Genomic DNA, 21843 nt, shown 5'->3' with positions numbered 1-21843 from the left:
ATGGCAGTCATCCTGCATTCCGACGGACCTACTTGGATGTGTCGTGGGCGTGTATACGCCGGTTGATCACCGATTGAATCTCGTCTGCCGCCGCGCGCAGCCGCGGCTCGACGTCGGCGCCGTGCGCGATGTCGCGCAGCGCCGCGGCGAAGCGCTGCGTGAGCGTGGCGTAATGCGGCGTACGCGGCCGCGGGCGGGCAAATTGTTCGAGTTGCGTGCGGAACAGCGAATAGGGTGGCTGCGCGTATTCGGGGAAAAAGGCGAAGGCTGAGCGGCGCGCCGGCACCGCGCCATTCGCGCGGACCAGCGGCTCGATCCCGTGCCGCGCGTCGGTGATCCACCGCAGCCAGAGCGCGGCTGCCGCGGGATCGCGCGCCGACGCGCTGATTCCCCAACACCAGCTGCCACACGGCGCGACCGGGTGATCGCCCATCCGCGGCAGTGGCATCACGCCGAGCCGATCGGCTTTGGCCTCGACGTGACGTCGCGCCATCCAATGTCCGCTCCAATCCATCGCCACCTCGCCGCTGCCGAACGGGTCCGGGTTGACCGGATCGGTGGCGGCGAATCCGCGCCGGAACACCTGCTGCCACGCTTGGAGCGCACGCACGGCGGCGGGCGAATCCAGCACGCCGCGCACGCGCTGCTGCTGGATCAATTTCCCGCCGGCCGACCAGACCAGTGGGCTGAAGGCATAGGTAAACCACTCGTCGGCCGACTCGTCCAGGTGCAGCGCGACCGGTTCGAACCCCGCATCGCGCAGCCGCTGGCACGCGGCGAGAAACTCGGACCACGACCAGGCGACTCCGGGCGGTGGAGCTTCCACCCCGGCGCGGGCGAACGTGTCGCGATCGTAGTAGAGTACGACGGCGGACTCGAACGCGCCGAGCGCGTACAGCCGGCCCTCGATCGTGCCCTGCGCGACGAGGGTCGGGAGAAAATCGGCGAGTTCGTCGACGGAGAACCAGTGGTCGATCGGCGCGAGCAGACCGGCGTCGACATACCGCGCTACGAGCGGGCCATCGAGATCGAGCACGTCGGGTAGGTCGTGCGCCGCGGCGGCGATCGCAATCTTTTCGGTGTAATGATAGTCGGGAAAAAAGGTGAGCGTCGCATGAATGCCGCGGTCCGCATGCGCGCGGTTGAACTCCGCGGCGATCGCGCGCATCGCCAGGTTTTCTTGTTCCTGGCCCTGATGGCACCAGACGCGCAATTCCCGCAGCGCGTGCAGGCCGCCCGGCGCCGCCGGCGCGAGTGAACTGAAGAGCGAAACAAGCAACAGCAGCGACGGCAGGAACGGGAGGCGCACGCGCGTTCGACCCGCGACATCCCGGGCGGTTCGGCCGGCATCGGTGTTTCCGGGAGGACTGGGCAGGGGAGGATCCTGCGCGGAGTTTCCGGGCGCAGCCCCCTGCCGGCTCGCGCCGCGTGCGCCTAGAGTCACGCTGCGCGGCGCGCTCGCGAGGAGCGGCGGCGCATCCACATCGGCCGCAGTTCCGAAGAAAAAACCATGCGTATCATTCCCTCCCGCATTCACGGTGTGCTCGATTACGTCGTCGGCCTGGTGCTGATCTTGTCGCCGCGGCTGTTCGGCTTTCAGACGGGAGGATTCGAGGAGCGGATTCCGGTTCTGCTCGGCGTGGCGGCACTCGTTTACAGCCTCATCACGCGCTACGAGCTCGGCCTGTTCAAGGTGCTGCCATTTCGCGTGCATCTGATCCTCGATCTCGTGAGCGGCGTGGTGTTGGCCACCTCGCCGTGGGTCTTCGGTTTCAGCGAACGCATCTGGGGACCGCATCTGTTTTTCGGGCTGCTGGAGATCGTGGTGCCGGTGCTGACGATTCCGCACACCACGGTGGGTGATCCCATGCGGCGGGTGCGGCGGCGGCGAGTGTAATGAGGGCTTCAAACGTGGCACGGACGTCTCGTCCGTGATTCCACGGGGTCTCGAAAACACGGGCGGGACGCCCGTGCCACGGCTAGGAGAGCTACACCTGCGGCCGTTGTTCGGCCGAGGGCGCGATCGTGATCGGAATCGATTTTGACGTGGGACAGTTGCTGCCCTCGGCCACGCTGTCGATCGGCACGAGGACATTCGCCTCGGGAAAATACGCCGCCGCGCACCGCCGCGGAATCGCGTAGGGCGCCACCATGAATTGCGCCGCGCGACGCGTGCGGCCGTTGAAGTGGCTCGTCAGGTCGACGAGCTGGCCCTGCATCAACCCGGCGGCGGCGATGTCCTCCGGATTCAGGAAGACCACGCGGCGGCCGTTGTAGATGCCGCGATAGCGGTCATCGAGACCGTAGATGGAGGTGTTGAACTGGTCGTGGCTGCGGATCGTCGTCAGCAAATACTGGCCGGGCTCGATGGCGGCGCGGGACAGCGGCGCGGGCCGGAAAACCGCCTTGCCTGAGGGGGTGGCGAACCGGCGTTCGTCGCGCGGCGGATTCGGCAGATAAAACGTGCCTTCGCGAATCCGGTCGTTGAACGCAGGGAAGCCCGGCACCACGGCTTCGATCCGATCGCGGATTCGGTCGTAGTTGGCGACGTGAGCCTCCCAATCGAGCGGGGACTTCGGGCCGAGCGTGGCCTTCGCCAGACCGGCGACGATCGCAGGTTCGCTCAGCAGCTGCGCGGAGCAGGGCGTGAGATGTCCGCGCGACGAACTGATCACGCCCATGCTGTCCTCCACCGTGACGAACTGCTCGCCCGTCGCCTGGCGATCGATCTCGGTGCGACCGAGGCACGGCAGAATCAGCGCGGTGCCCCCGGTCACGACGTGCGAGCGATTCAGTTTCGTGGCGACGTGCGCGGTGAGCCGGCAGCGGCGCAGCCCGGCGGCGGTGAACTCGGTGTCCGATGTCGCCGAGAGAAAGTTTCCACCCATGGCGATAAACACGTGCGCGCGGCCATCGTTCATCGCGCGGATCGCCTCGACGGTGTCGAAGCCCGGCTGACGCGGCGGCTCGAAGCCGAACTCGGCGCGCAGTCGGTCGAGGAACTCCGGCCGCGGATTTTCCCAGATGCCCATGGTGCGGTCGCCTTGGACATTGGAGTGACCGCGGACGGGACATGGGCCGGCGCCCGGCCGGCCGATGTGGCCGCCGAGCAGGAGGAAGTTCACGATCTGCTGGATCGTCGCGACGGCGTTGTGGTGCTGCGTGACGCCCATGCACCAGCAGGCGATGATCCGGTGTGACTCCATCGCGATCTGCGCAGCGGCGCGGATCTGTTCGCGGGTGAGCCCGGAGTCGGCGATGATGTCGTTCCACGCGGAGGCCCGGAGCTGCGCGACCAGCGCCTCGAAGCCCTCGGTGTGATGGCGAATGAAACCGCGATCGAAGACCGTGCCCGGCCGACGGTCCTCGGCTTCGAGCATTTCCTTCATCAATCCGGTGAAGAACGCGAGGTCGCCGTTGATCATTACCGGCAGCCACAGGTCGGACAGCGGCGTGCCGCCGCCGAGGAAGAAGCGCGGCAGGCGCGTTGGGTGCAGCAGATCCTGCGGGTTTTTGAACCGCTCGGTGCCGACCTCCGGCAGCGGATTGACGCTGACGACGCGGCAGCCGCGCGCCTTCGCCTGCTGCAGCGCGGTGAGCATGCGCGGATGGTTCGTGCCGGGGTTCTGGCCGATGATGAAAATCGCGTCGGCCTTCTCAAAATCACTCAGCCGCACGCAGCCTTTGCCGATCCCGAGCATCGGCGGCAGCGCGACGCTGGTGGACTCATGGCACATGTTGGAGCAGTCGGGCAGGTTGTTCGTGCCGAAGGCGCGGACGAAAAGCTGCCAGAGGAAGGCCGCCTCGTTGCTCGTGCGGCCGGACGTGTAGAACACCGCCTCGTGCGGCGAGCCGAGCGACCTCAGCTCGCGCGCGAGCAACTGAAACGCCTCGTCCCAACCGATCGGCTCGTAGTGCGTGCCGCCCGGGCGCAGCAGCATCGGTTCGGTGAGCCGGCCCTGTTCGCCGAGCCAGTAGTCGGAGCGCGTGCCGAGATCGGCGACGGAGTGCTGCTGGAAGAACTCCGCGTCGACGCGCTTCTTCGTGACCTCGTACGTCACCGCCTTGAAGCCGTTCTCGCAAAACTCCGCGAAGCTGCGCTCGCCATCGGGATTCGGCCAGGCGCAGCTCTGGCAATCGAAGCCGTTGGTCTGGTTGATCGCGTGAAATGTCTTCAGCGTGTTGCCCAGCCCGCTATGGCGGAGGCCGTAGCCAGCCACCTCGCGCAAGGCGCGGAGGCCGCCGGCGACTTGATACGGTTTCTTCTGCTGCGTGCCCGCGACCTCGATCGGTGTCTGGGCCGGGGAGACGGAACGCGGGACGGGCATCAGTCGGTTGAGAGTTGAGGGTTGAGAGTTGAGAGAGGTTGCCAGCGGATGATCGAGAACGCGTGCGTGGGAGCGCGGCCGCCCCCGGCCGCAGTTGGGAGATCGAAGATCGGGACGCGGAGATCGGGAGTTTGGAGATCGACTAGCCGGCCATCGCGAGTCGGTCGGCGTGGGTGTAGACGTTGAAGCGCGCGTCGCGGGCGAAGCCGATCAGCGTAATCCCCGCGGCGTGGGCGAGGCTGGCCGCCAACGATGACGGCGCGCCCACCGCCAGCACCACCGGCACGCCGCTGGCGGCAGCTTTTTGCACGAGTTCGAAACTGGCGCGGCCGCTTAGCACGAGCGCCGCGCCCGTGCAGATGACATTGCGGAGCAGCGCCGCGCCAAGGACTTTGTCCACCGCGTTGTGCCGACCCACGTCCTCGCGCACGACCAGCAGTCCCGCGTCACGCGTCCAAAGCGCGGCGGCGTGCGAACCTCCGGTCACGGAGAAATGTGTTTGCTCGCGTCGGAGCCGTTCGGGCAACTCGGCGAGTGTCGCGCACGACCACGTGGCGCCGTCGCGATCCTGCGCCACGCGCGCGAGCGGCAGGCCTTCGAGCGAAGGCCGCCCGCATACGCCGCACGCGGAACTGGTCAGCAGTCCCCGGCTGAGGCGTTGCAGGTCCTCGCGAGGCGCAGCGCGCAAACGCACCTGCTGCGTGGCCACGCGTTCGCCGCGCGCGTTCACGGGCATCCCGGTCGAGGTGACGATGTCGCCACCGGTCGTGATCAGTCCCTCGGCGAGAAGAAAACCGGCGGCGAGCTCCGCGTCGTGGCCGGGCGTGCGCATGGTGATGGCGAGGACCTTGCGGACGTCCTGCTCGCCCCGCGCGTAGGCGATCTCGAGGGCGAGAGGTGCTTCGACCGCGAGGGTCTCTGCGGCGGAGGACCAGCCGCGGCGTTGCGACCAGCGCAAACTCGGCGCGGCGCGGACGGCGCGTGTCTCGTCGGTTTCGGTGCAACAGAGATCGGAGGACACGGGGAAAAGGGGCGCGGGGGAACACGCGGCGGGTGGTGCCGGCACTGTGCTCAGCAACGAGGCGCCGTCCAGCGCGAGATGTGACATCGGCGACCGCAGGGGGAGCCTGCGTTCCGGCTGCCCCGGACACGCGAGCGCGCGAGGGCGAAAACCTGACGGTTTCCGCTACGAAGAACGCGTGGAGGGCAACGCGTTCCACCTCGAAGCCGTAGCGGCAGGCGGCCTTGCCTGCCGCAGAAGGAGGCGCACGACGGCAGGCCCGCTCTGCTGGCCAGCAGAGTGCCGCTACAATGCACGCTCAGCCTACGGCGGCGGGATCGCCCGGACTCGGTTTCGACTCGAGCGCCTCCATCAATTGCGCGGCCAGCGTCTGCAGCAGCTCCTTGTCGGCATCGCTGAACGTCCGCGGTTGCGTGTCGAGTACGCAGAGATTGCCCACGAGGTGTCCGCTTTGCGTGCGCAGCGGCACGGACGCGAACGCGCGGACGCCGCGCTTGGTCAGCAACGCCTGCGTGGCGAAACGCTCTTCCTTGGTCACGTCCTCGACGGCGAGCAACACGTCGGAGGTGAGCACCTCGGCGTGCACCGAGTTTTCGGCGAACGGCGTGCTGGTGCCGCCGGCGGACGACCAAAAATCGCTATCGGACTCGATCACGGACACGAGCGCCACGGGCACACCGAAGGCGCGGGCCAGTTCGCGGATGACGGTCTCCGCCGCGTCTTCGGGGCGGGTGACGGCCAGCTTCGTTTCCGTTTTCTCCAGCAACTCGCTCGGCACGGGTTCGGGCGCCGGTGCTTTCGGCGCGGGCTCATGGTGCACCAACGCCTCGAGCTGCGCGGCGGCGTCGGAGAGTCGCAACGCGATGCCGTCCGCCCCGGCCGGCTCGAGCCGGCGCTTGAGATAGTCGAGCTTGCCGGACGGGCTCCACACGCCGATGAGGACCTTGGTCGCCGGATTCGCGTGCTTGATTCGCCGGCAACTGCGGCTCGCGCTACTCAGCGTCGAGGGCGGCAGCGCGGAGATGAACACGAGCGCCGTCTGCCGGCGAATTCGTTCGAGCGTCGCCTCGGGCGGCGTGGTCGCGGCCTCGACCTCGGCGGACCAGCCACGCTCGGAGAGCAGGTGCGCGAGCATGAGTGCGACCAACTCGTCGGCTTCGTCGCGCGCGGGGAATCCGAGCACGAGTGGTCTCGGCTCAGGGGAGGGCGGGGTGGCGGCGGATTCCTTTTCAGGCTCGGTGGCTCTCGGACGCGAGGCGAGCTCCTCGATGAGCTCACGGCTCGATTCGAGAATGAATTTCTGCCGCACCTCGGCGAGCACGCCGTTGTGTCGATCCACTTCCGCCATCAGCAGCGCGGGCACGAACACGTCGTCGTAAAATTCCGCGAGCGAGCGTTGCGCCAGATGCGAATCGGCGGTGGCGAACAACTCCTCCTGGTCCATCGCCAGCATGCGTTGGTAGAATTGCGCGGCGGGATTGAGCGGCGGTTCACTGCCGAGCAGCACGCTGAGGAACTTCAGGCCGGGAACGTATTGGCCGATCACCAGCAGGCAGACGGTGAGCGGCGTGGAGAGGAAGAGCCCAGGCATGCCCCAGAGCCACGACCAGAAAACCGCGGCGATCAGCAGGGCGAGCACGGAGATACCGGTGCTCGAGCCGTAGACGAGCGTTTCGATGATGTTGTTGGTGACGAGTTCGGCGACGATGTAGAGCGCCGCCGTCCACAGCAGCATCGACCAGCCGGGGTCCACCGCGACCGAGAGCGCGAGCGGAAAGATCACGGCGATGATCGGACCGAGGAACGGAATGAACCGCAGCAGCGTGGAGAGCAGTCCCCAGAGCGCGGCGTGCGGCACGCCGATGAAAAACAGCCCCAGCCCGACCGCGACGCCGAAAAACGTGTTCACCATCAGTTGGGCCAGCAGGTAGCGCGAGACCCGTTGCGCCGCGTCGTCGACGGCCTCGGTGGCGACGTTCAACTGCCCGCCGCCGATCACGCGGATGAACCGGCTGCGGAGATCGTCGCGCTGGAACAGGATCACGATCACGAATACGATGACGATGCCCGCGGTGCTCAGCGGTTTGATGAGGCTCGAAAGGACCTGGCGACCGATGTCGAGCGAGGTCGCGTCGCCCTCCTTCACCTCGACGGGCACGGGTTTGGGGGCGCCCGGCGGCGTAGCCGGAGAAGAGTGGGTGTCGGGAGCAGGCTGTTGCAGTTCGGCCCAGGTGCGTTCGAGCGAGACGATCGCGCGCGTCACCGCACTGGAGGCATCGGGCTGCTTCAGATCGGCGGCTTTCTTGCGGAGGTTTTCCTCGTAACGCGGCAGCTCCTGCAGCAGCGCCAGGGCCTGGTTCGTGATCTGCCACGCCACGACGCCGATCACCGAGAAGGCGAGCGTCACGGTGAGCAGGATCGCCGCCGGCTGCGGCAGCCGCCAGCGGCGCAGCCGGACGACCACCGGCGAAAGCAGAAACGCCAGCATCAGCGACAGCGCCAGCGGGATCATCACGTCCTCGGCCAGCCGGAGCACGGCGACGACCAGCACGACCGTGAGAAACGTGATGAACCGCGGTGAGACGGCGGTGGGCTTGGCGAGAGGCATCGAACGAAACGGGCCCGCACGGCGATTGGCCGCGGGCGGGTGCGAAGCCAGACCGAGCCGGTTCGTGCCGGTTCCCCGCGCGCCGGTGCCGCGAGCCGCTGCTGGCACGCGGTCGTTGTAGCGGCGGCCCGCGTGCTGAGCGAGCGCCCGGCCCATCGGCCCGGCCTACAGCCGACCCCCCGCAGGATCGCGAACGTTAGCGCCGCTCACTGCCGTGTGAGACGCGCTTGCGCAGGTAGCGGACGCGATTCTCGATTTTCCAGTCCTCCCAGCCGCGGTGCCGATAGAACGCATAGGCCCGCAGCTGTGGATCGCTGCCGGTGGTCAGCCAGAGCTCGGTGCAGCCGGCGCGTGCGAGCCAGTCCTCGACGGCGCGGAGCAGCTGCGAGCCGAACCCGCGTTTGATGTAGTCCGGCAGCACGGCGATCACCCACATCTCGCCGGTGGCGCGATCGCCCATGGCGAAGCCGACGACTCGGCCGTCGCACTCGCAGAGCCAGCCGCGAAACGTGCCGTGCATTCGCTGGAGCACGGATGCTTCGGTGATCCCGAGCAACGCGAGTTGTTCGCGCGTGAGCCGGTTTTCGTCGGTGGCGACACGGACAGCGAAGAGCGCGGGAATGTCGGAGGGCTCGATCGGTCGGATCATGCGGAGTGAGTTTGCAGGCGTCAGTAGGGCTCGGTGAGTTCCAGCAGCGAGGTGATCGTGCGCGCCTGACCCCACGCGGGCCGGCGTTGAGCGCGATCGAGGAGGATGGCCTCGCAGCCGAACCGGCGCGCGGCAGCGACGTCCTTTTCCTCGTTGCCGACGTAGGCGAGCTCCGCCGCGGTGCAGTCGAGCGCCGTGGCCAGCGCCTGCAAGGTCGCGACGGCCGGCTTGCGATAGCCTGCTTCGCCGGAGGTGAGCAGAACGTCGAACCTGCCGGTCAGCCCGGCCTCGGCGACGTCCTGCATCACCAGGAGGCGCGGCATGCCGTAAGGCACGTCGGTAAAAATGCCGAGCCGCGCGCCTGCGGCGCGGAGCTGATCGAGCGCCACCGGCGCATCCGGGAAACAGCGCAGCCGCTGCCGGAACACGCCGAAGAACGCCGCGGCGCAAGCGTCGGCATCGATGGGCGCGGACGTCGCGCCCAGGCACGGCTGCAACTCGGCGAGCACGCGCGCGAAACTCACCTCGTGCTCGCGCGGACGCAGCCGGGTATTGTAGCAGCGCAGCACGCCGCAACCGGCTTCGATCTCCGCGGCGGTCGGCGTCACCCCGAGCACCCTGGCGAGCGCGTGCAAGGCGTCGGCGTAGTGGTCCACCCAGCTCAGCGGCAGCCCCGCGTATTCGAGCAGCGTGTCGCCGAGATCGAAGCCGAAGGCGGGCATACGCGCGCCTCAGCCGCCGGACACCGCGGAGCGGAGGCGTGAGGACATGAGGTCAGGGAATGAGCCGCACCTGCTGTTGCATCAAGCTTTGCACCGAGGCCCACGCATTGGCTGGCGTGGGCACAAACAGGCTCACGCGAGCCTTGAGGACATGACCGCGAGCGCACGTCATCAGGAGATACGATTCGATCGGCTTGCCCTGATGGCGGTAGCTGAAACGGATCCAGCGAACCGGCAGCGCGCCGGCGGTTCCTGTCTCCGGCGGATCGGATTTCACCTCGGCGTAGTGGCCCAGCTGCGCGGCGGCGCGGACGTCTTCACAGGCGGCGTCGAATGCACCGGCGAATTTGGGATCCGAACATCCGTCCACCCAGGTCTCACGCAGGTCGTAGATGTAGACGTCGGCCCAGCCATCCTCGGAGTCGTAGCGCCGCGAGACCCCGAGGCCTTTGCCGGGAAACTCGTGTTCGAAATCGCGCGTCGCCGTGTGCCGCCATTCCGCGACGTTCGCGGCTGGATTTGCCGGCGCGACGGCCGCGGCGGGCTGGGACGTTGTACCGGTCGGTGTGCTGCATCCGCCCAGTCCGAACGCGGCACCCAGCAGGACCCAAGGTTGAAGCCGGACGAGGAGATTCATGCGATCCCCACGTCGCTACACCAGCCCGCGAGCCAAGTCCATCAAGCAGAACGGCACGCCGGAATTCAGTGCAAACGTGCGAACGTGAGCATCAACTGCCGAAGCTTGTCTGAAGTAGAAACGCCGGGTGAGGCGGTCCCGCGGCCGCGGGACCGCCGCGATCACCCAAGGTGCGCGGCGCGGAACAGAATCCGCGCCCGACCGGCCCACTGTACTCGCTGGATGTTTACTGCTTCTGTGGCAGATCGGACGGCGCATCCTGCTCGACGCCGCTCGCGGCGATATCGATGGCGATGCCGGCTTGTTCAAGACCGGCACGCAGGGGGGCGACGAACGTTTCGTAGAACTGCTCGATCCGGAACTTCACCGAAACGACATCGGCTTCGGTGACGTAAGCGACCGTGTCGGCGAGATCCATCAGGTCTTCGTCGGTGAAATGCTCCTCGATCAACGACTGGTTGCCCTCCAGCGCGGTGAGCTCGGCCCAGCCGCCGTCCTCGGTGGCTTCGGGCGATTGGAGGCACACGAGACCAGTGAGCCGCGCGCGCTGGATGCGCGTGGCGAACTCCTGGAGGAGGTGGAACGCGAGCGCGAGATTGGCCAGCTGGGCCCCCTGCAACAGGCCTTGGCGAGCCACGAGGAGCTGGGAAAGTTTCAGGGGCATGTCTCCGTGCATAAGCATCCTTTGGTTGAAGGTTGACCGTGCGCGAACGCACGGCGTGCAAGACGCGGACAACGAACCGACCGGAACCGGAGGCGGGCCGCAGCGGCGATGACGCCGCCCAGCCGGAAACTCCGATCCGATGAAACTGGCCTCGATCCTGACGACACTGACCGGCGCGAGCCGGACTCCGCCGAAGCGGGCCTCACGCCGACTGCGAACTAGGAACTGACCACTGCGACCGAATCACGATCCTTACGCTACCTGATCGACACTGACTCGACGGGCTTGATCTCGAAAACAAGAGAAGCCCGATGCGGGATTTTGTCCAGCCGGCGGAAAAAAAGTTCTCGTGAAACGAATGAAAAATAGCGGATGCCGCTGCGCCGCTGACGTGTATTGAGCCAGACTGATAGAAGTGACGCGGCGACGGGCAGGGGCGGGACCGCTCGGCCCGCCACCTGCCAATTCTCGGCGCGCCCAGCGGTCGCGCCCGACCTCGGGACATTTTCTGGCAAGTCGCGATCGGCGTTCCGGCGAGCGTGTCGGGAGTCCTCCGGCGAAAGCCTTGCGGCTTCTCCAACGGCAGAGCGTCGAGGCGAACGTGTTCGCCGGCCCGGAGGCGAAGAGATCGCGAACAGCGCGCCCGATCAGCGGTCGGTCACCGCATGGCGTTTCCCCTGCGCACGGACTTGCCGCCGATGGAGGCGGCTTCGGTCGACGCGATTCCGCTCGGCGACGCCTGGCAGTATGAGCCGAAATGGGACGGATTTCGCTGCCTGGCGTTCCGCGACGATGGCGAGGTTGAGCTGCGCTCGAAGGCCGGGCAGCCGCTCGCCCGGTATTTTCCGGAGATTGTCCAGGCACTCGCCGCGTTGCGGCCCAAGCGTTTCGTGCTCGATGGCGAACTCGTGGTGCCGTCGGGCGAGGGGCTCGACTTCGACGCGTTGCTGCAGCGGATCCACCCAGCGGCGAGCCGCGTGAAAAAACTCGCGGCGGAAACGCCGGCGCGGCTGGTGGTGTTCGACCTGCTGGCCGACGAACGCGGCGCCTCGCTGGTGGAACGGCCGCTGCGCGAACGGCGGGCCGCGCTGGAAAGGTTTGCGCAGAAAAACTTCCCGACCGGAGCGGATGCGCGGGTGCGACTGTCGCCAGCCACCACCGAGCTGAAGTTGGCCAGGAAATGGTTCGGCGCGGTCGGCGCGAGTCTCGATGGACTGATCGCGAAGCGGCGCGACGCGAGCTACGCCGCGGGCGAACGCACGGCGATGGTGAAGATCAAGCCATTGCGTACAGCCGACTGCGTCGTCGGCGGATTTCGTTATGCGGAGAAGAAAAAGGAGGTCGGTTCGCTGCTGCTGGGGCTCTACGACGCGGACGGCAAGCTGCACCACGTCGGTTTCTGCTCCGGATTGAAGGCGGCCGAGAAGCCCGCGCTGACGAGAAAATTGGAGGCACTCGTCGGTGGTCCGGGCTTCACGGGGCGTGCGCCGGGCGGGCCGAGTCGCTGGAGTACCAAGCGCTCGAGCGAATGGCAGCCGCTCGAACCGAAGCTCGTGGTCGAGGTGTCGTTCGATCACGTGACGGCGGGACGGTTCCGCCATGGCACGAGCCTGCTGCGCTGGCGGCCGGACAAGGCGCCGCGACAATGCACGCTCGAGCAGTTGCACCAAAAGACCTCGCGGGCGCTGGCGTGGTTGCGCTGAGCGCTGCGGCGTGGGCCTTACGTTACGTGAAGCGAGGCGGTTCGCTTCGGATTTTTCCCGATTCGCGGGCACGGTGAACAGGTTGGGCGGCGAACGGCTCTAAGCGACCCACACATGCTACCCCTTTTCAGAGGTCGTGGTGGTCGGCCCGCGCGGCGCCGCATGCAGCGGCTGCGTGGAGATCGGGCGGCCGCGAGCGGGTTCGCTTGGCGCGCGCTGGCGGGTTGTCTCGCCGCGAGTGTCGGCTTGGCCGCGGTCCGAGCGCAGGAGCCCGACGGCGAGTGGCGAATGGCGGCGCGGGACTACGCGAACCTGCGTTACAGCCCACTCGGCCAAATCACCAAGGACAACGCGAAGAACCTCCAGGTCGCGTGGACCTTTTCGGCCGGGATCGTGCGCGGGCACGAGGCCGCACCGCTGGTGGTGGGCGACACGATGTATGTCGTCACGCCCTATCCCAACACGCTTTACGCGCTCGATCTGAAGCAAGCCGGCGCGGTGAAGTGGCGCTACGATCCGCAAGTGTCGTCGTCCGCGCAGGGGGTGGCGTGTTGCGACGTGGTGAATCGCGGCGCGGCGGGCGAGCAGCGGGCCTTGTTCATGGCGAGGATGGGCGTGTTGAGCAGCGTCTTCTTCGTGCTCGTGATCGTCGCGCAGGGGCTGCCGAACTTTCTGCTGGATCCGTGTCAACGGTGAGCGTGCAGGCGAATTTCTGGTGGCGCACGCTGGAACCCGTGGTGCTGGCTCACGTCGGCGCGAACGCGCCGGCGGGACCGCAGAACTGGGGCGAACTGGCGCGTGCCTGGGAATGGGAGCCGCTGCTGACGGCGGCGTTGCTGCTCACCGCGTGGGTTTACGCGCGCGGCGTGCGACGACTCTGGGCGGAGGCCGGCCGCGGACGCGGATTGCGGCGATGGGAGGTGGCGAGTTTCTGGAGCGGTTGGGTCACCGTGGTGGTGGCGCTTGCGTCGCCGCTGCATCCGTGGGGCCGCGTGCTGTTTTCCGCACACATGACCCAGCACGAATTGCTGATGGTGGCGGCGGCGCCGCTGCTCGTGCTGGGCCGGCCGATCGTGGCGCTGCTGTTCGCGCTGCCGAAGCCCGAGGCGCGTCAGCTCTCGCAGGTGGCGCGGGTGCCGTGGGTGAAAACGAGTTGGCGGGCGCTCACGAATCCGTTGGTGGCCTGGGCGGTGCACGCGGTCGCGTTGTGGATCTGGCATGTGCCGCAGTTCTTCCAGGCGACGCTTACGAGCAATTTCGTGCACGACCTGCAGCACGTGAGCTTCTTCGGCTCCGCGCTGCTATTCTGGTGGGCGCTGATTCACGGCGGTCCGGGCCGGCGCGGTTTTGGCGTGGCGGTGCTGTATCTGTTCACCACGATGCTGCACACGGGATTGCTCGGCGCGCTGATCACGCTTGCGGGCACGCAGATCTATCCAGCCTACGCGGTCGGCGGCGGCCGCTGGTCGTTGACGCCGCTGGAGGATCAGCAACTCGGCGGGTTGATCATGTGGGTGCCGGCGGGGCTCGTGTATATCGTGTCGGCGCTCGCGCTGATCGCCGGCTGGATGCGCAGCACCGAAGCCGAGGACCCGGCGCCGGCCGGCACCGCACTGGACGCCAGCCGATCCCCCGAGGTGTTTTAGCGTACCGCGACGCCCCACGGGCCTTCGCCAACCTTGATGCGCCGCAGCTCCTTCCCCGCCTGCACGTCGACAACGGAGACGTCGTTCGTGCCGCCGTTGGCGGTGAAAAGCAGCGCGCCACTCGGGCTGAGCGCGACGCCCCACGGCCGCTCGCCCACCGGAATGTTTGCGACGAGGCGTCGCGTTGACGGATCGAGCACGGCCACGCGATTGCCGCGGCCGGTCGTCACGTAGACGTGTGCGCCATCGGGCGAGATCGCGGAGCCCATCGGTCGCGCGGGTGCGGGGATCGTCACCGCGTCCACGGGGTGATAAACATCCGCGTCGACGAGCGCGACGGCGCCGGCGTTCTCGAGCGGGATGTAGGCGCGGTCGCCGGCCAGGGAAAAGGTGATCGTGCGCGGCCGGCCGCCGAGCGGCACGTGGCCGAGGATCCGGGCAGATTCGAGATCGAGGATGAAAATGTCGCCGTGTTCCTCGCACGTGACCCAGACTTCATCGCGCTGCGGGTGCAGGGTGACGCCCTCGGGCTCCGCCGACACCGAGGCCTGGGCGAGTTCGCGGCCGCTCTCGATCTCCCAGATCGAGACGGTGGCGATGTCCTCATTGGCCACGATGACCTGGCGGCCATCGCGTGACACCGCGAACTCTTCGGGATCCGAGCCCACGTGCAGCTGGCGGACCCGCCGGCCGGTGGCGAGATCGACGATCGCGATGCCGTCGGCGGATTTGTCCGCCGTTTGGCTTTGCGCACGTTCGGGGTCCGCGCCCGGGCCCAGGCGGGGCGAGCCGCTGGTGGCGACGTAGAGCGTCTGTCCGTCGGGCGAGAGATGCAGTCCGCGGGGGCGTTGGCCGACCGCGATGGTTTGCACCACCTGCAGCGTCTGGCCGTCGATCACGCTGACGTCACCGCTGCGCTCGTTGCTGACGTAGATCCGGAAACCCGGCGCCGGCTCCGGGGCGGCACCGCCCGCGCCACTTACCGGCAGCGTCGCCAGAAGCGCGAGAGCGAAGCGGAAAAGACGCGGGGTCACGCGTGCCGGACAACGTCGTGCGGGAACGGTTCCGACGCGCGGCAGCAGCTGGGCAGGCCGGAAAATGAGGCCCAGCCACCATCGGGAAAAGGAGCAGTTTTTCGCGGAGGACGAACAGGCGCGGCGCCGCGTGGTCGCTTCCGCGATGAGCGCACCCACCCGCAGGAGGACGACTCCATGATTTCGCCGGCAGACGAGGATCTCGGTCCGGCGGATGTCATCATCGTTGGCGCCGGACTGGCCGGGCTGAGCTGTGCGTTCGAACTGGCGGAGCGCGGCCAGGCGGTGCTGCTGCTGGAAGCGCAACCGTGGGTCGGAGGACGGACGGCGTCGTGGACTGAGTCTGATGGCATGCGCGTGGAGTCGGGGTTGCACCGCATGCTCGGCGTCTACCGGGCGTTTCCGGACTTGCTGCGTCGCGCGGGGATCGATCCCGACGCGGCGATTATCTGGGAAGACGAAGTGGAGTTTCGCCAGCCCGTGCCGGAACCTCCCGCCGTGTTTTCCGTCGCGCCGTTGCGCAATCCACTACAAATGCTGGCGGACATCGTTGGGCACAACGACTACCTGCCGGCGACGGCCAAGCTCTCGATGTCACGGTTCGTCGCGCAAGGGCTCGCCGACTACGCGGCCGATCCGGACGCGCTGGATCGGAAGTCGGTGCTCGAGTATGCGGTCGAGCAGAACGTGCAGTCGGCGGTGATCTCGAAGCTGCTGGAGCCGCTCGTCGCGGGAATCTACTTCGTGCCGGCGGCAAAGCTTTCCGCGAAGGTGTTCATGGCGCTGATCGCACCGTATCTGCCGAATGCGGCGGCGATGCGTGTCGGCGCGTTCGCGGGCGGGATGACGGAGGTGTTCGCCGCGCCGCTGGCCGAGGCGGTCCGACGCCGCGGCGGCCGCGTGAGGACCAGCGCGCGGGTGGAAGAGTTGTTGGTCGAAGGCGGGCGCGCGGCCGGTGTGCGCGTCGCGGGGCGGGAGTTGCGCGCGCGACACGTGGTGCTGGCGAGCTCGATTCGCGCCACACAGGCGCTGCTCGCGGCGAAATTCGGCGGTGAAGCGTGGGTGCAGTCGCTGCTGCGGCTGCCGACGATGCCGGCCGTCACGTTGCAGCTGGAGTTGGAAGGACCGTCGATGAACGTCGACCACACGACCTTTGGCGTGGGGACGTCGCTGGCGTGCTTCAGCGAGCAATCGCGCACCACCTTCCGCGGGTTGGCCGGGCGGCTCTCGATCATCATGGCGCCAGCGGATGAGCTGATCGGGCTGCCGGTAGACCGGGTGCTGACGATTGCGCTGGAGGACGCGGACCGGCTGGGGCTGGTCGTGCGCGATCGCGTGACGCGGTACCGGATGGTGAACCACGTCGACGATTTCTATTCGCTCGCGCCGGGCCATGACGCGCTGCGGCCGCCGCAGATCACGCCGGTGCCCGGGCTGACGCTGGCTGGCGACTACACGCGGCAGGAGTTCGTCGCCACGATGGAAGGCGCGGTGGTGTCAGGGCAGCTCGCGGCGCGGGCGGTGCTGGGATAGCCGGAGAACGCGGGTCAGGGCACAGATCGTTGGTCGAGCTGTGCGCGCAAGGCCTGCAGCAGCGCGCTCGCGTCGTAGGGCTTGGCGAGATAACTGTGCGACGGCGGCCGGCTGGATCCCGCCGTTTGCGGATTGTAGCCGCTGGTGAAGATCACCTTGAGCGAAGGTTTTTGGCGGAGGAGCGTGGCGGCAAGTTGATGACCGGTGATGCCGCCGGGCATCACCACGTCGGTGAGAAGCAGGTCGATGCTCGGCCCGTGGCGCGCCCAGTGCTCCAGCGCCTCGATGCCGTCGCTGGCGGCGAGGACGGTGTAGCCTCGCGAACCCAGCAGTCGCGTGACAAACATGCGCACCCCGGGCTCGTCTTCGACGACCAGGATCGTCTCGCTGCAACGCGCGGCCGTGGCGACGGGCGCAGGGCGCGGCGGCTCGACGCTGGGCAGGGTGGTCAGCGGCAGAAAAACGCGGAACGTCGTGCCCTGGCCGATGGCGGACTGCACCTCGATCCAGCCCTCGTGCTGTTTGATAATGCCGTACACGGTGGCGAGCCCCAGGCCGGTGCCCTGGCCGGTGGGCTTCGTGGTGAAGAACGGGTCGAAGATTCGCGGCAGGACCTCCGGCGCGATCCCGTGGCCGTTGTCGGCGACGGAGAAGCACAGGAACGAACCGGGGCGCGCCTCCGGGTTGCTCGCGGCGTGCGCCGGCGTGATGTTCACCGCGGTCGCCCCGATCGTCAGCGTGCCGCCGTCGGGCATGGCGTCGCGGGCGTTGATGGCCAGATTCATCAGCATCTGCTCGATCATCCCGGCGTCGGCCGAGATCGCGAGGGAGGCGGTGGGCGGCAGCACGCGGACGGTGATCTGCTCGCCGATCACGCGGGAGAGCATGTCGCGGAGCGTGCCGAGCAACTTGCCCGCCTCGACCGGCTGCACCTCGAGCACCTGCTTGCGGCTGAACGTGAGCAGCTGGTTGACGAGCTTGGCCGAGCGCTCGGCCGCGCTCGCGACGGTTTCGAGCAGCTCGTGGTGCGGCGAGTGGCGCTCGAGGCGTTCGCGTACGATCGACGTGTTGCCCTGGATCACGGTCAACATGTTGTTGAAATCGTGGGCGATCCCGGCAGCCAGCTCGCCGATCGCCTCCATTTTTTGCGAGTGCCGCAGCTGGCGTTCGAGCTCCAGTTGCTCGGTGACGTCAATCGCGATCACGAGCAGGCAGCGCTGGTTCTGCACCTGGAGAAATTCCAGCGACAGCAGGAGATCCCGCACCGCGCCGGTTTTCGTGCGCAGGCGGGCGGGACGGCTGCGGACCGGCTGGTTGAACTCGACCTGCCGCCATACGTCGGGCCCGCTCGCATCGGCGTCGAGCTGAAGCTCGGCGATCGTGCGGCCGACGAACTCGTCCGGCCGGTAGCCGGTGAGCGTGGCGAAACCTTGGTTGCCGGCCGTGAGCCGCCGCGAGGGATAGCTGAGCAGCGCGAGCGGAATGGGATTGGCCTCGAACGCTTTCGAGAACCGTTCCTCGGATACGAGGAGCGCCTGTTCCACCTGCCGGCGTTCGTCGATCTCGCGCTGCAGCTGCGTGTTCGTCGCCTGCAATTCCGCGGTGCGATTGGACACCTCGGCGTCGAGCGCGCGGAGTTGCATCTGCAGTTGTTGCTGCAGGCTCCACTTTTCGCAGAGCGCATGAGCGAGCTGGAGCACCTCGATGTTGTCGAAGGGCTTTTTCAGCACGAGCAGGTTGTCCGAAACGCCCAGCTTCCGGATCATGTCGGCCCAAGAATAGTCCGAATGGGCCGTGCAGACGACCACCTGGAGACCGGGCTGCTCCTGCCAGAGCCGCGCGATCGTTTCGACGCCATCCCAGCCCGGCGGCATCCGGATGTCGACGAAGGCGAGCGCGTAGGGCTCGCCGGCGGCCAGCGCTTGCTGCACCTTTTGCAGACCTTCGCTGCCTTGGAGCGCCACGTCGATCGTGAACGGCGCCAGGGCGCTGGGCGGCGCGTCGTCGCCGAAGAAAAACGTCTTCGCGCGCGCGATGGTTTCGTCGGTCGGCTGACCGCCGCCGAGGATCTTGCGGAAATCGGCGTGGATCGAAGTGTTGTCATCCACCACGAGAATCCGGTGATTGCGCAGAGGGGAATCGGAGCTCATGAGGCCGGAGATTCGAGACTGATTGGGAGGAGAAGCGTGAACGCCGCGCCGTGGCCGGCGCCGGCGCTGGCGGCCGTCAGCTGGCCGCCCATTTCGCGGGCGGCGTTGGCGCCGCTGTGGAGACCGAAACCGTGGCCGCCCTTGCGCGTGGTAAAGCCGTGCGAAAAAATGCGCGTGAGGTTTTCCGGCGGGATGCCCACGCCGGTGTCGCGCACGACAATCCGGACCTGCTGAGGTCCGGCCAACGCGATCTCGATGCGCAGCACGCGCCGGGTCACTTCGGGCACGTCCATCGCGTACTTCGCGTTGTGGACGAGGTTGACCAGGATCTGCAGCACCTTGTGCTTGTCGACGACGACGTCGGGCACCGGTTCGTAGTGCCGCTCGACGTGGATGCCGTGGCGTGACAGGCCGGCCACGTTCATCTGCAGGGCGTCGTCGACCAGCTGCGCGACAGAGAGCCGCTCGGTCAATCCGGACACCTGCGCGTAGCTTTGCTGCATGGCGACGATCTCTTTGATGTGATCGACGCCCCGCGCGAGCTGGTTGTGTTCGGCGAGCAACTCGTCGCGCTCGCGGGCGAGCTGCTCGGCGAGCTGCTGAACGAAGCTGGGCCAGCTGCGGCCCTTCGGGTCCGTCGTGAGGTAGGCGGGCAGGTCGGCGGCGTGCTCGCGCAGGAGCGACATCGCGCGGACCAGGGTGGTGACCTCGGAGCGCTGAAGCCGCTCCTGCGCGACCGTCGCGGAAACATTGATGCTGTTGAGCACGTTGCCGACATTGTGGAGCACCCCGGTCGCGACCTCGGCCATGCCGGCTTGCCGCGACGCGGCGACCAGCTGGTGCTGGGCCTCGGCCAGCGCGGCGTGCGCGCGCGCGCGGGCCTCGACCTGCTCGCGCAGCTCGTGCGTGCGGTCTTCGACGCGTTGCTCGAGGTTTTTTTTCGCTTCCACCAACGCGTCCTGCACGCGCTGGCGGGCAATCGCGGCGCCGAGCATGTCGGCCGCCGCGCGAAAGCTGTCGCGCTCCGCACTGCTCCACGCGCGTTCGTGGACGCCATCGCAGAGCGCAAGACTGCCCCACCACAGGCCGTCCACGCGAATCGGAACCACGATGATTGACTGGATGCCGGCCTGCTCCAGGAGGGCGCGCTCCGTCGCGGGCCCGTTGCGGAGCAGCGCGGTGACGATCTCGTTGCGGCTGAGCGGCTCGAGCCAGCCGTAAAAGGGCGCGCCTGGTTCGATCGCGCCATGCAACGCCGATCGCGGCGGCGGGGCAAGGTCGCCGGCGATGGCCGGCGCAAACCAAGCGGCCCGCGGGTGCAGCTCCATCACGTCGGGCGGCGCGCCGTTGACTTCGAACACCTCGACGCGGTTGACGCCGGCTGCATCGCCGAGTCGCGCCAGCACGCTCTTCAGTGCGGCGAGCCAGTCAGCGGTGCTGAGGAATTGCTGGGCGGCAAACTGTACCGTCGCGAGGATCTGGTCGCGGCGCAGCAACGCCTCGGTCATGGCGTTGACCGAACCGGCCAGGCTGCCGAGTTCGTCGCTGAGTTGGATGCTGGCGCGCACGGACAGATCGCCGCCCGCGACGCGTTGTACCGTCCGCCGCAGGTCCAGGATTGGGCCGACGAGCCAGCGGGCGTAGACGGTGGAGCCGAGCATGCTGACGACCACGCAGATGATGGCGAGCAGGCCCGTGCGCTGGTACAGCGTGGCCACGCTGCGGTTGTAGTCCTTGAGCGAGAGGCCGACGTGCAGCCAGCCCCACTCGATGCCGGAGTAGTCGAACGGCTGGGAGAAATGGAACACGCGTTCGGGCCCGAGCGAGCTCGGGCGGATTTCACTGAGGGGCACGCGGCGCTCCGGCCGCCATTCGCTGGTGCTGGCGGTGGAGGTGCGCCAGCCCGAGCGATTCTGAACGAGTGAAAAACCGTCACTCTTCGTGATGACGAGATAAGCGAGCGAGTCATCCGCCTGCAGCATCTCGCGGCAGTGCTCGATCACGCTGCTGTAGTCCTCGTTGATGGCGGCGCCGGCGGTGATGTCGCGCAGCGAGGCGGCGACGCCGCGGGCTTTCGACTCCAGGTTCTCGAGGAAAATCCGCTTCTGGAGCGGCAGGATCACCGCCACGAAAATCATCAGCGTGGCGAGGCTCACCAGCCAGGAGAGCAGCGCGGTGCGGAGCGTGATGCCGATGCGCCAGTTCTTCATTCGGTGTTTTCCGGCGCCGGCAAGGCGGCCTGGAGTCTCGATTGTTCGCGCAGCAGCTGGCGCACGGAAGCGAGTTGCGCATCGACATAGGGTGCCAGGGATTCGATCCGGAACAGCGTGAGGATCTGCCGGCCCGCCGGCTCGGTATGAAGCTCGCCGAGGGTTTCAATGAGCACCGGCCGGAAGCCGTGCTGGTCCGCGCAATCGTCGTTCACCGTCACGATCGATCCCACCATCGGCTCGGACGTGGCGAGGGCTTCGAGTTGTTCGCCGACCTGGGGATTGAGTTCGCACATCAGGGCGAAGCTGAGATCGTCGATGAGGCCTGCGGTGCGCTTGCCGAAGAAGACCGGCAGCACCGCGGCCGCGGGTTTGCCGACTTCCTCGACCTGGCGAAAAAACGCCGCATGCGAACGGAAGCCCTGCTCCAGCAGGAGCTGCAGGAGCCACGCATGTCCCAGGCTCAAGTCGGGGGCCTGCAACTCCACGATGTCGCGCCCGCGCAGGTCGGCGAGCTGGCGAAACCCGCGATCGCGCCGGACCACGAGGGAATAACGCCGGAGCGGGCTGCCGTGGTTCACCGTGACGAAGACCGGCGTGACGTGAATACGATCGGCGAGTGCGACGTACGTCAGCGAGTCGAAGACCGCGAGGTTGATGGAGCGATCCAGGATCGCCGCGCGGAACTCCTCGGGGCTGTCGAAAAACCGGGTCGTGACCGTGACGGCGAAGCCGCGTTTGTGGCCGACCCCCCTGGCCAGCATCTTGAAAGCGGCTTCGAGATCGTTGCGATTCGTCTGGGTGAACACGCGGCGGGTGAAGCCGACGTTCAGCTCGACGGGTAGCAGCGGCATGGCGGCCGGCGTTTCGCTGGCGGTGCCGCCGACCGCAAGCGGGCCAAGCACCAGCGCCGCGGTCCAGAATCGCAGCACGCGCGG

General features: G+C 67.6%; 17 protein-coding genes. 5 read left to right on the top strand and 12 right to left on the bottom strand.

Annotation, left to right across the window (positions count from 1 at the left end; genetic code table 11):
* Positions 1 to 28: 28 nt before the first annotated feature.
* Positions 29 to 1309, bottom strand: coding sequence for an ABC transporter substrate-binding protein (locus tag OTER_RS20950; protein ID WP_012376950.1), 1281 nt, complete (start codon positions 1307 to 1309; stop codon positions 29 to 31).
* Between the two features lie 201 nt (positions 1310 to 1510).
* Here OTER_RS20950 and OTER_RS26755 point away from each other — a divergent pair, with 201 nt between their 5' ends.
* The gene (locus OTER_RS26755) at positions 1511 to 1897 is read left to right on the top strand and encodes an SPW repeat domain-containing protein (RefSeq protein WP_012376949.1); all 387 of its coding nucleotides are present in this window, start codon (positions 1511 to 1513) and stop codon (positions 1895 to 1897) included.
* A gap of 91 nt (positions 1898 to 1988) precedes the next feature.
* On the opposite strand, the gene OTER_RS20940 is transcribed toward OTER_RS26755, so the two are convergent.
* The 7 genes from OTER_RS20940 to OTER_RS20910 all read right to left on the bottom strand — a co-directional run bounded on the left by OTER_RS20940 (position 1989) and on the right by OTER_RS20910 (position 10629).
* Positions 1989 to 4328, bottom strand: a complete 2340-nt coding sequence (locus OTER_RS20940; RefSeq protein ID WP_012376948.1) for an FdhF/YdeP family oxidoreductase — start codon at positions 4326 to 4328, stop codon at positions 1989 to 1991.
* A gap of 142 nt (positions 4329 to 4470) precedes the next feature.
* On the bottom strand, positions 4471 to 5349 hold the full coding sequence (gene fdhD / locus OTER_RS20935) for a formate dehydrogenase accessory sulfurtransferase FdhD (RefSeq protein ID WP_158305499.1): 879 nt from the start codon (positions 5347 to 5349) through the stop codon (positions 4471 to 4473).
* Between the two features lie 298 nt (positions 5350 to 5647).
* A complete protein-coding gene (locus tag OTER_RS24600) occupies positions 5648 to 7957 on the bottom strand; it encodes an AI-2E family transporter (protein WP_158305498.1) in 2310 nt (769 codons plus the stop codon).
* Positions 7958 to 8153: 196 nt separating this feature from the next.
* Positions 8154 to 8606 (bottom strand): GNAT family N-acetyltransferase, encoded by a 453-nt coding sequence (locus tag OTER_RS20925; protein WP_012376945.1) that lies wholly within the window; start codon positions 8604 to 8606, stop codon positions 8154 to 8156.
* Between the two features lie 20 nt (positions 8607 to 8626).
* Positions 8627 to 9328, bottom strand: coding sequence for an HAD family hydrolase (locus tag OTER_RS20920; protein ID WP_012376944.1), 702 nt, complete (start codon positions 9326 to 9328; stop codon positions 8627 to 8629).
* Positions 9329 to 9380: 52 nt separating this feature from the next.
* Complete coding sequence (locus tag OTER_RS20915; protein ID WP_012376943.1) at positions 9381 to 9965, bottom strand: hypothetical protein; 585 nt, start codon at positions 9963 to 9965, stop codon at positions 9381 to 9383.
* Positions 9966 to 10191: 226 nt separating this feature from the next.
* The gene (locus tag OTER_RS20910; protein ID WP_052300452.1) at positions 10192 to 10629 is read right to left on the bottom strand and encodes a hypothetical protein; all 438 of its coding nucleotides are present in this window, start codon (positions 10627 to 10629) and stop codon (positions 10192 to 10194) included.
* A 665-nt stretch (positions 10630 to 11294) separates the two neighbouring features.
* Here OTER_RS20910 and OTER_RS20905 point away from each other — a divergent pair.
* The 3 genes from OTER_RS20905 to OTER_RS20895 all read left to right on the top strand — a co-directional run bounded on the left by OTER_RS20905 (position 11295) and on the right by OTER_RS20895 (position 13978).
* The gene (locus OTER_RS20905) at positions 11295 to 12332 is read left to right on the top strand and encodes an ATP-dependent DNA ligase (protein WP_012376941.1); all 1038 of its coding nucleotides are present in this window, start codon (positions 11295 to 11297) and stop codon (positions 12330 to 12332) included.
* 114 nt (positions 12333 to 12446) lie between these two features.
* Positions 12447 to 13028 (top strand): PQQ-binding-like beta-propeller repeat protein, encoded by a 582-nt coding sequence (locus OTER_RS26890; protein WP_272940895.1) that lies wholly within the window; start codon positions 12447 to 12449, stop codon positions 13026 to 13028.
* Positions 13016 to 13978: a cytochrome c oxidase assembly protein gene (locus tag OTER_RS20895; RefSeq protein ID WP_202796004.1), complete on the top strand. Its 963-nt coding sequence runs from the start codon at positions 13016 to 13018 to the stop codon at positions 13976 to 13978. The genes OTER_RS26890 and OTER_RS20895 overlap by 13 nt, the downstream gene beginning before the upstream one ends.
* Here OTER_RS20895 and OTER_RS25965 read toward each other — a convergent pair.
* Positions 13975 to 15012 carry a beta-propeller fold lactonase family protein gene (locus OTER_RS25965; protein ID WP_012376938.1) on the bottom strand — a complete coding sequence of 346 codons (1038 nt, stop codon included), beginning with the start codon at positions 15010 to 15012 and terminating at the stop codon, positions 13975 to 13977. The genes OTER_RS20895 and OTER_RS25965 overlap by 4 nt on opposite strands.
* Positions 15013 to 15189: 177 nt before the next feature.
* Between OTER_RS25965 and OTER_RS20885 the strand changes: the two genes are divergently transcribed.
* Positions 15190 to 16545 (top strand): hydroxysqualene dehydroxylase, encoded by a 1356-nt coding sequence (locus OTER_RS20885; protein WP_012376937.1) that lies wholly within the window; start codon positions 15190 to 15192, stop codon positions 16543 to 16545.
* Between the two features lie 14 nt (positions 16546 to 16559).
* On the opposite strand, the gene OTER_RS24595 is transcribed toward OTER_RS20885, so the two are convergent.
* The 3 genes from OTER_RS24595 to OTER_RS20870 are packed head-to-tail and all read right to left on the bottom strand — an operon-like array spanning position 16560 to position 21837.
* On the bottom strand, positions 16560 to 18695 hold the full coding sequence (locus OTER_RS24595) for a response regulator (RefSeq protein ID WP_012376936.1): 2136 nt from the start codon (positions 18693 to 18695) through the stop codon (positions 16560 to 16562).
* Positions 18692 to 20905: an ATP-binding protein gene (locus OTER_RS20875; protein WP_012376935.1), complete on the bottom strand. Its 2214-nt coding sequence runs from the start codon at positions 20903 to 20905 to the stop codon at positions 18692 to 18694. Before OTER_RS20875 ends, OTER_RS24595 begins: the two co-directional genes overlap by 4 nt.
* Positions 20902 to 21837, bottom strand: a complete 936-nt coding sequence (locus OTER_RS20870; protein WP_012376934.1) for a phosphate/phosphite/phosphonate ABC transporter substrate-binding protein — start codon at positions 21835 to 21837, stop codon at positions 20902 to 20904. The genes OTER_RS20875 and OTER_RS20870 overlap by 4 nt, the downstream gene beginning before the upstream one ends.
* Positions 21838 to 21843 lie beyond the last annotated feature (6 nt).

It is taken from the genome of Opitutus terrae PB90-1 (genome assembly GCF_000019965.1).
GTDB lineage: Bacteria > Verrucomicrobiota > Verrucomicrobiia > Opitutales > Opitutaceae > Opitutus > Opitutus terrae.
This window is presented reverse-complemented; position numbering and strand designations above follow the sequence as displayed.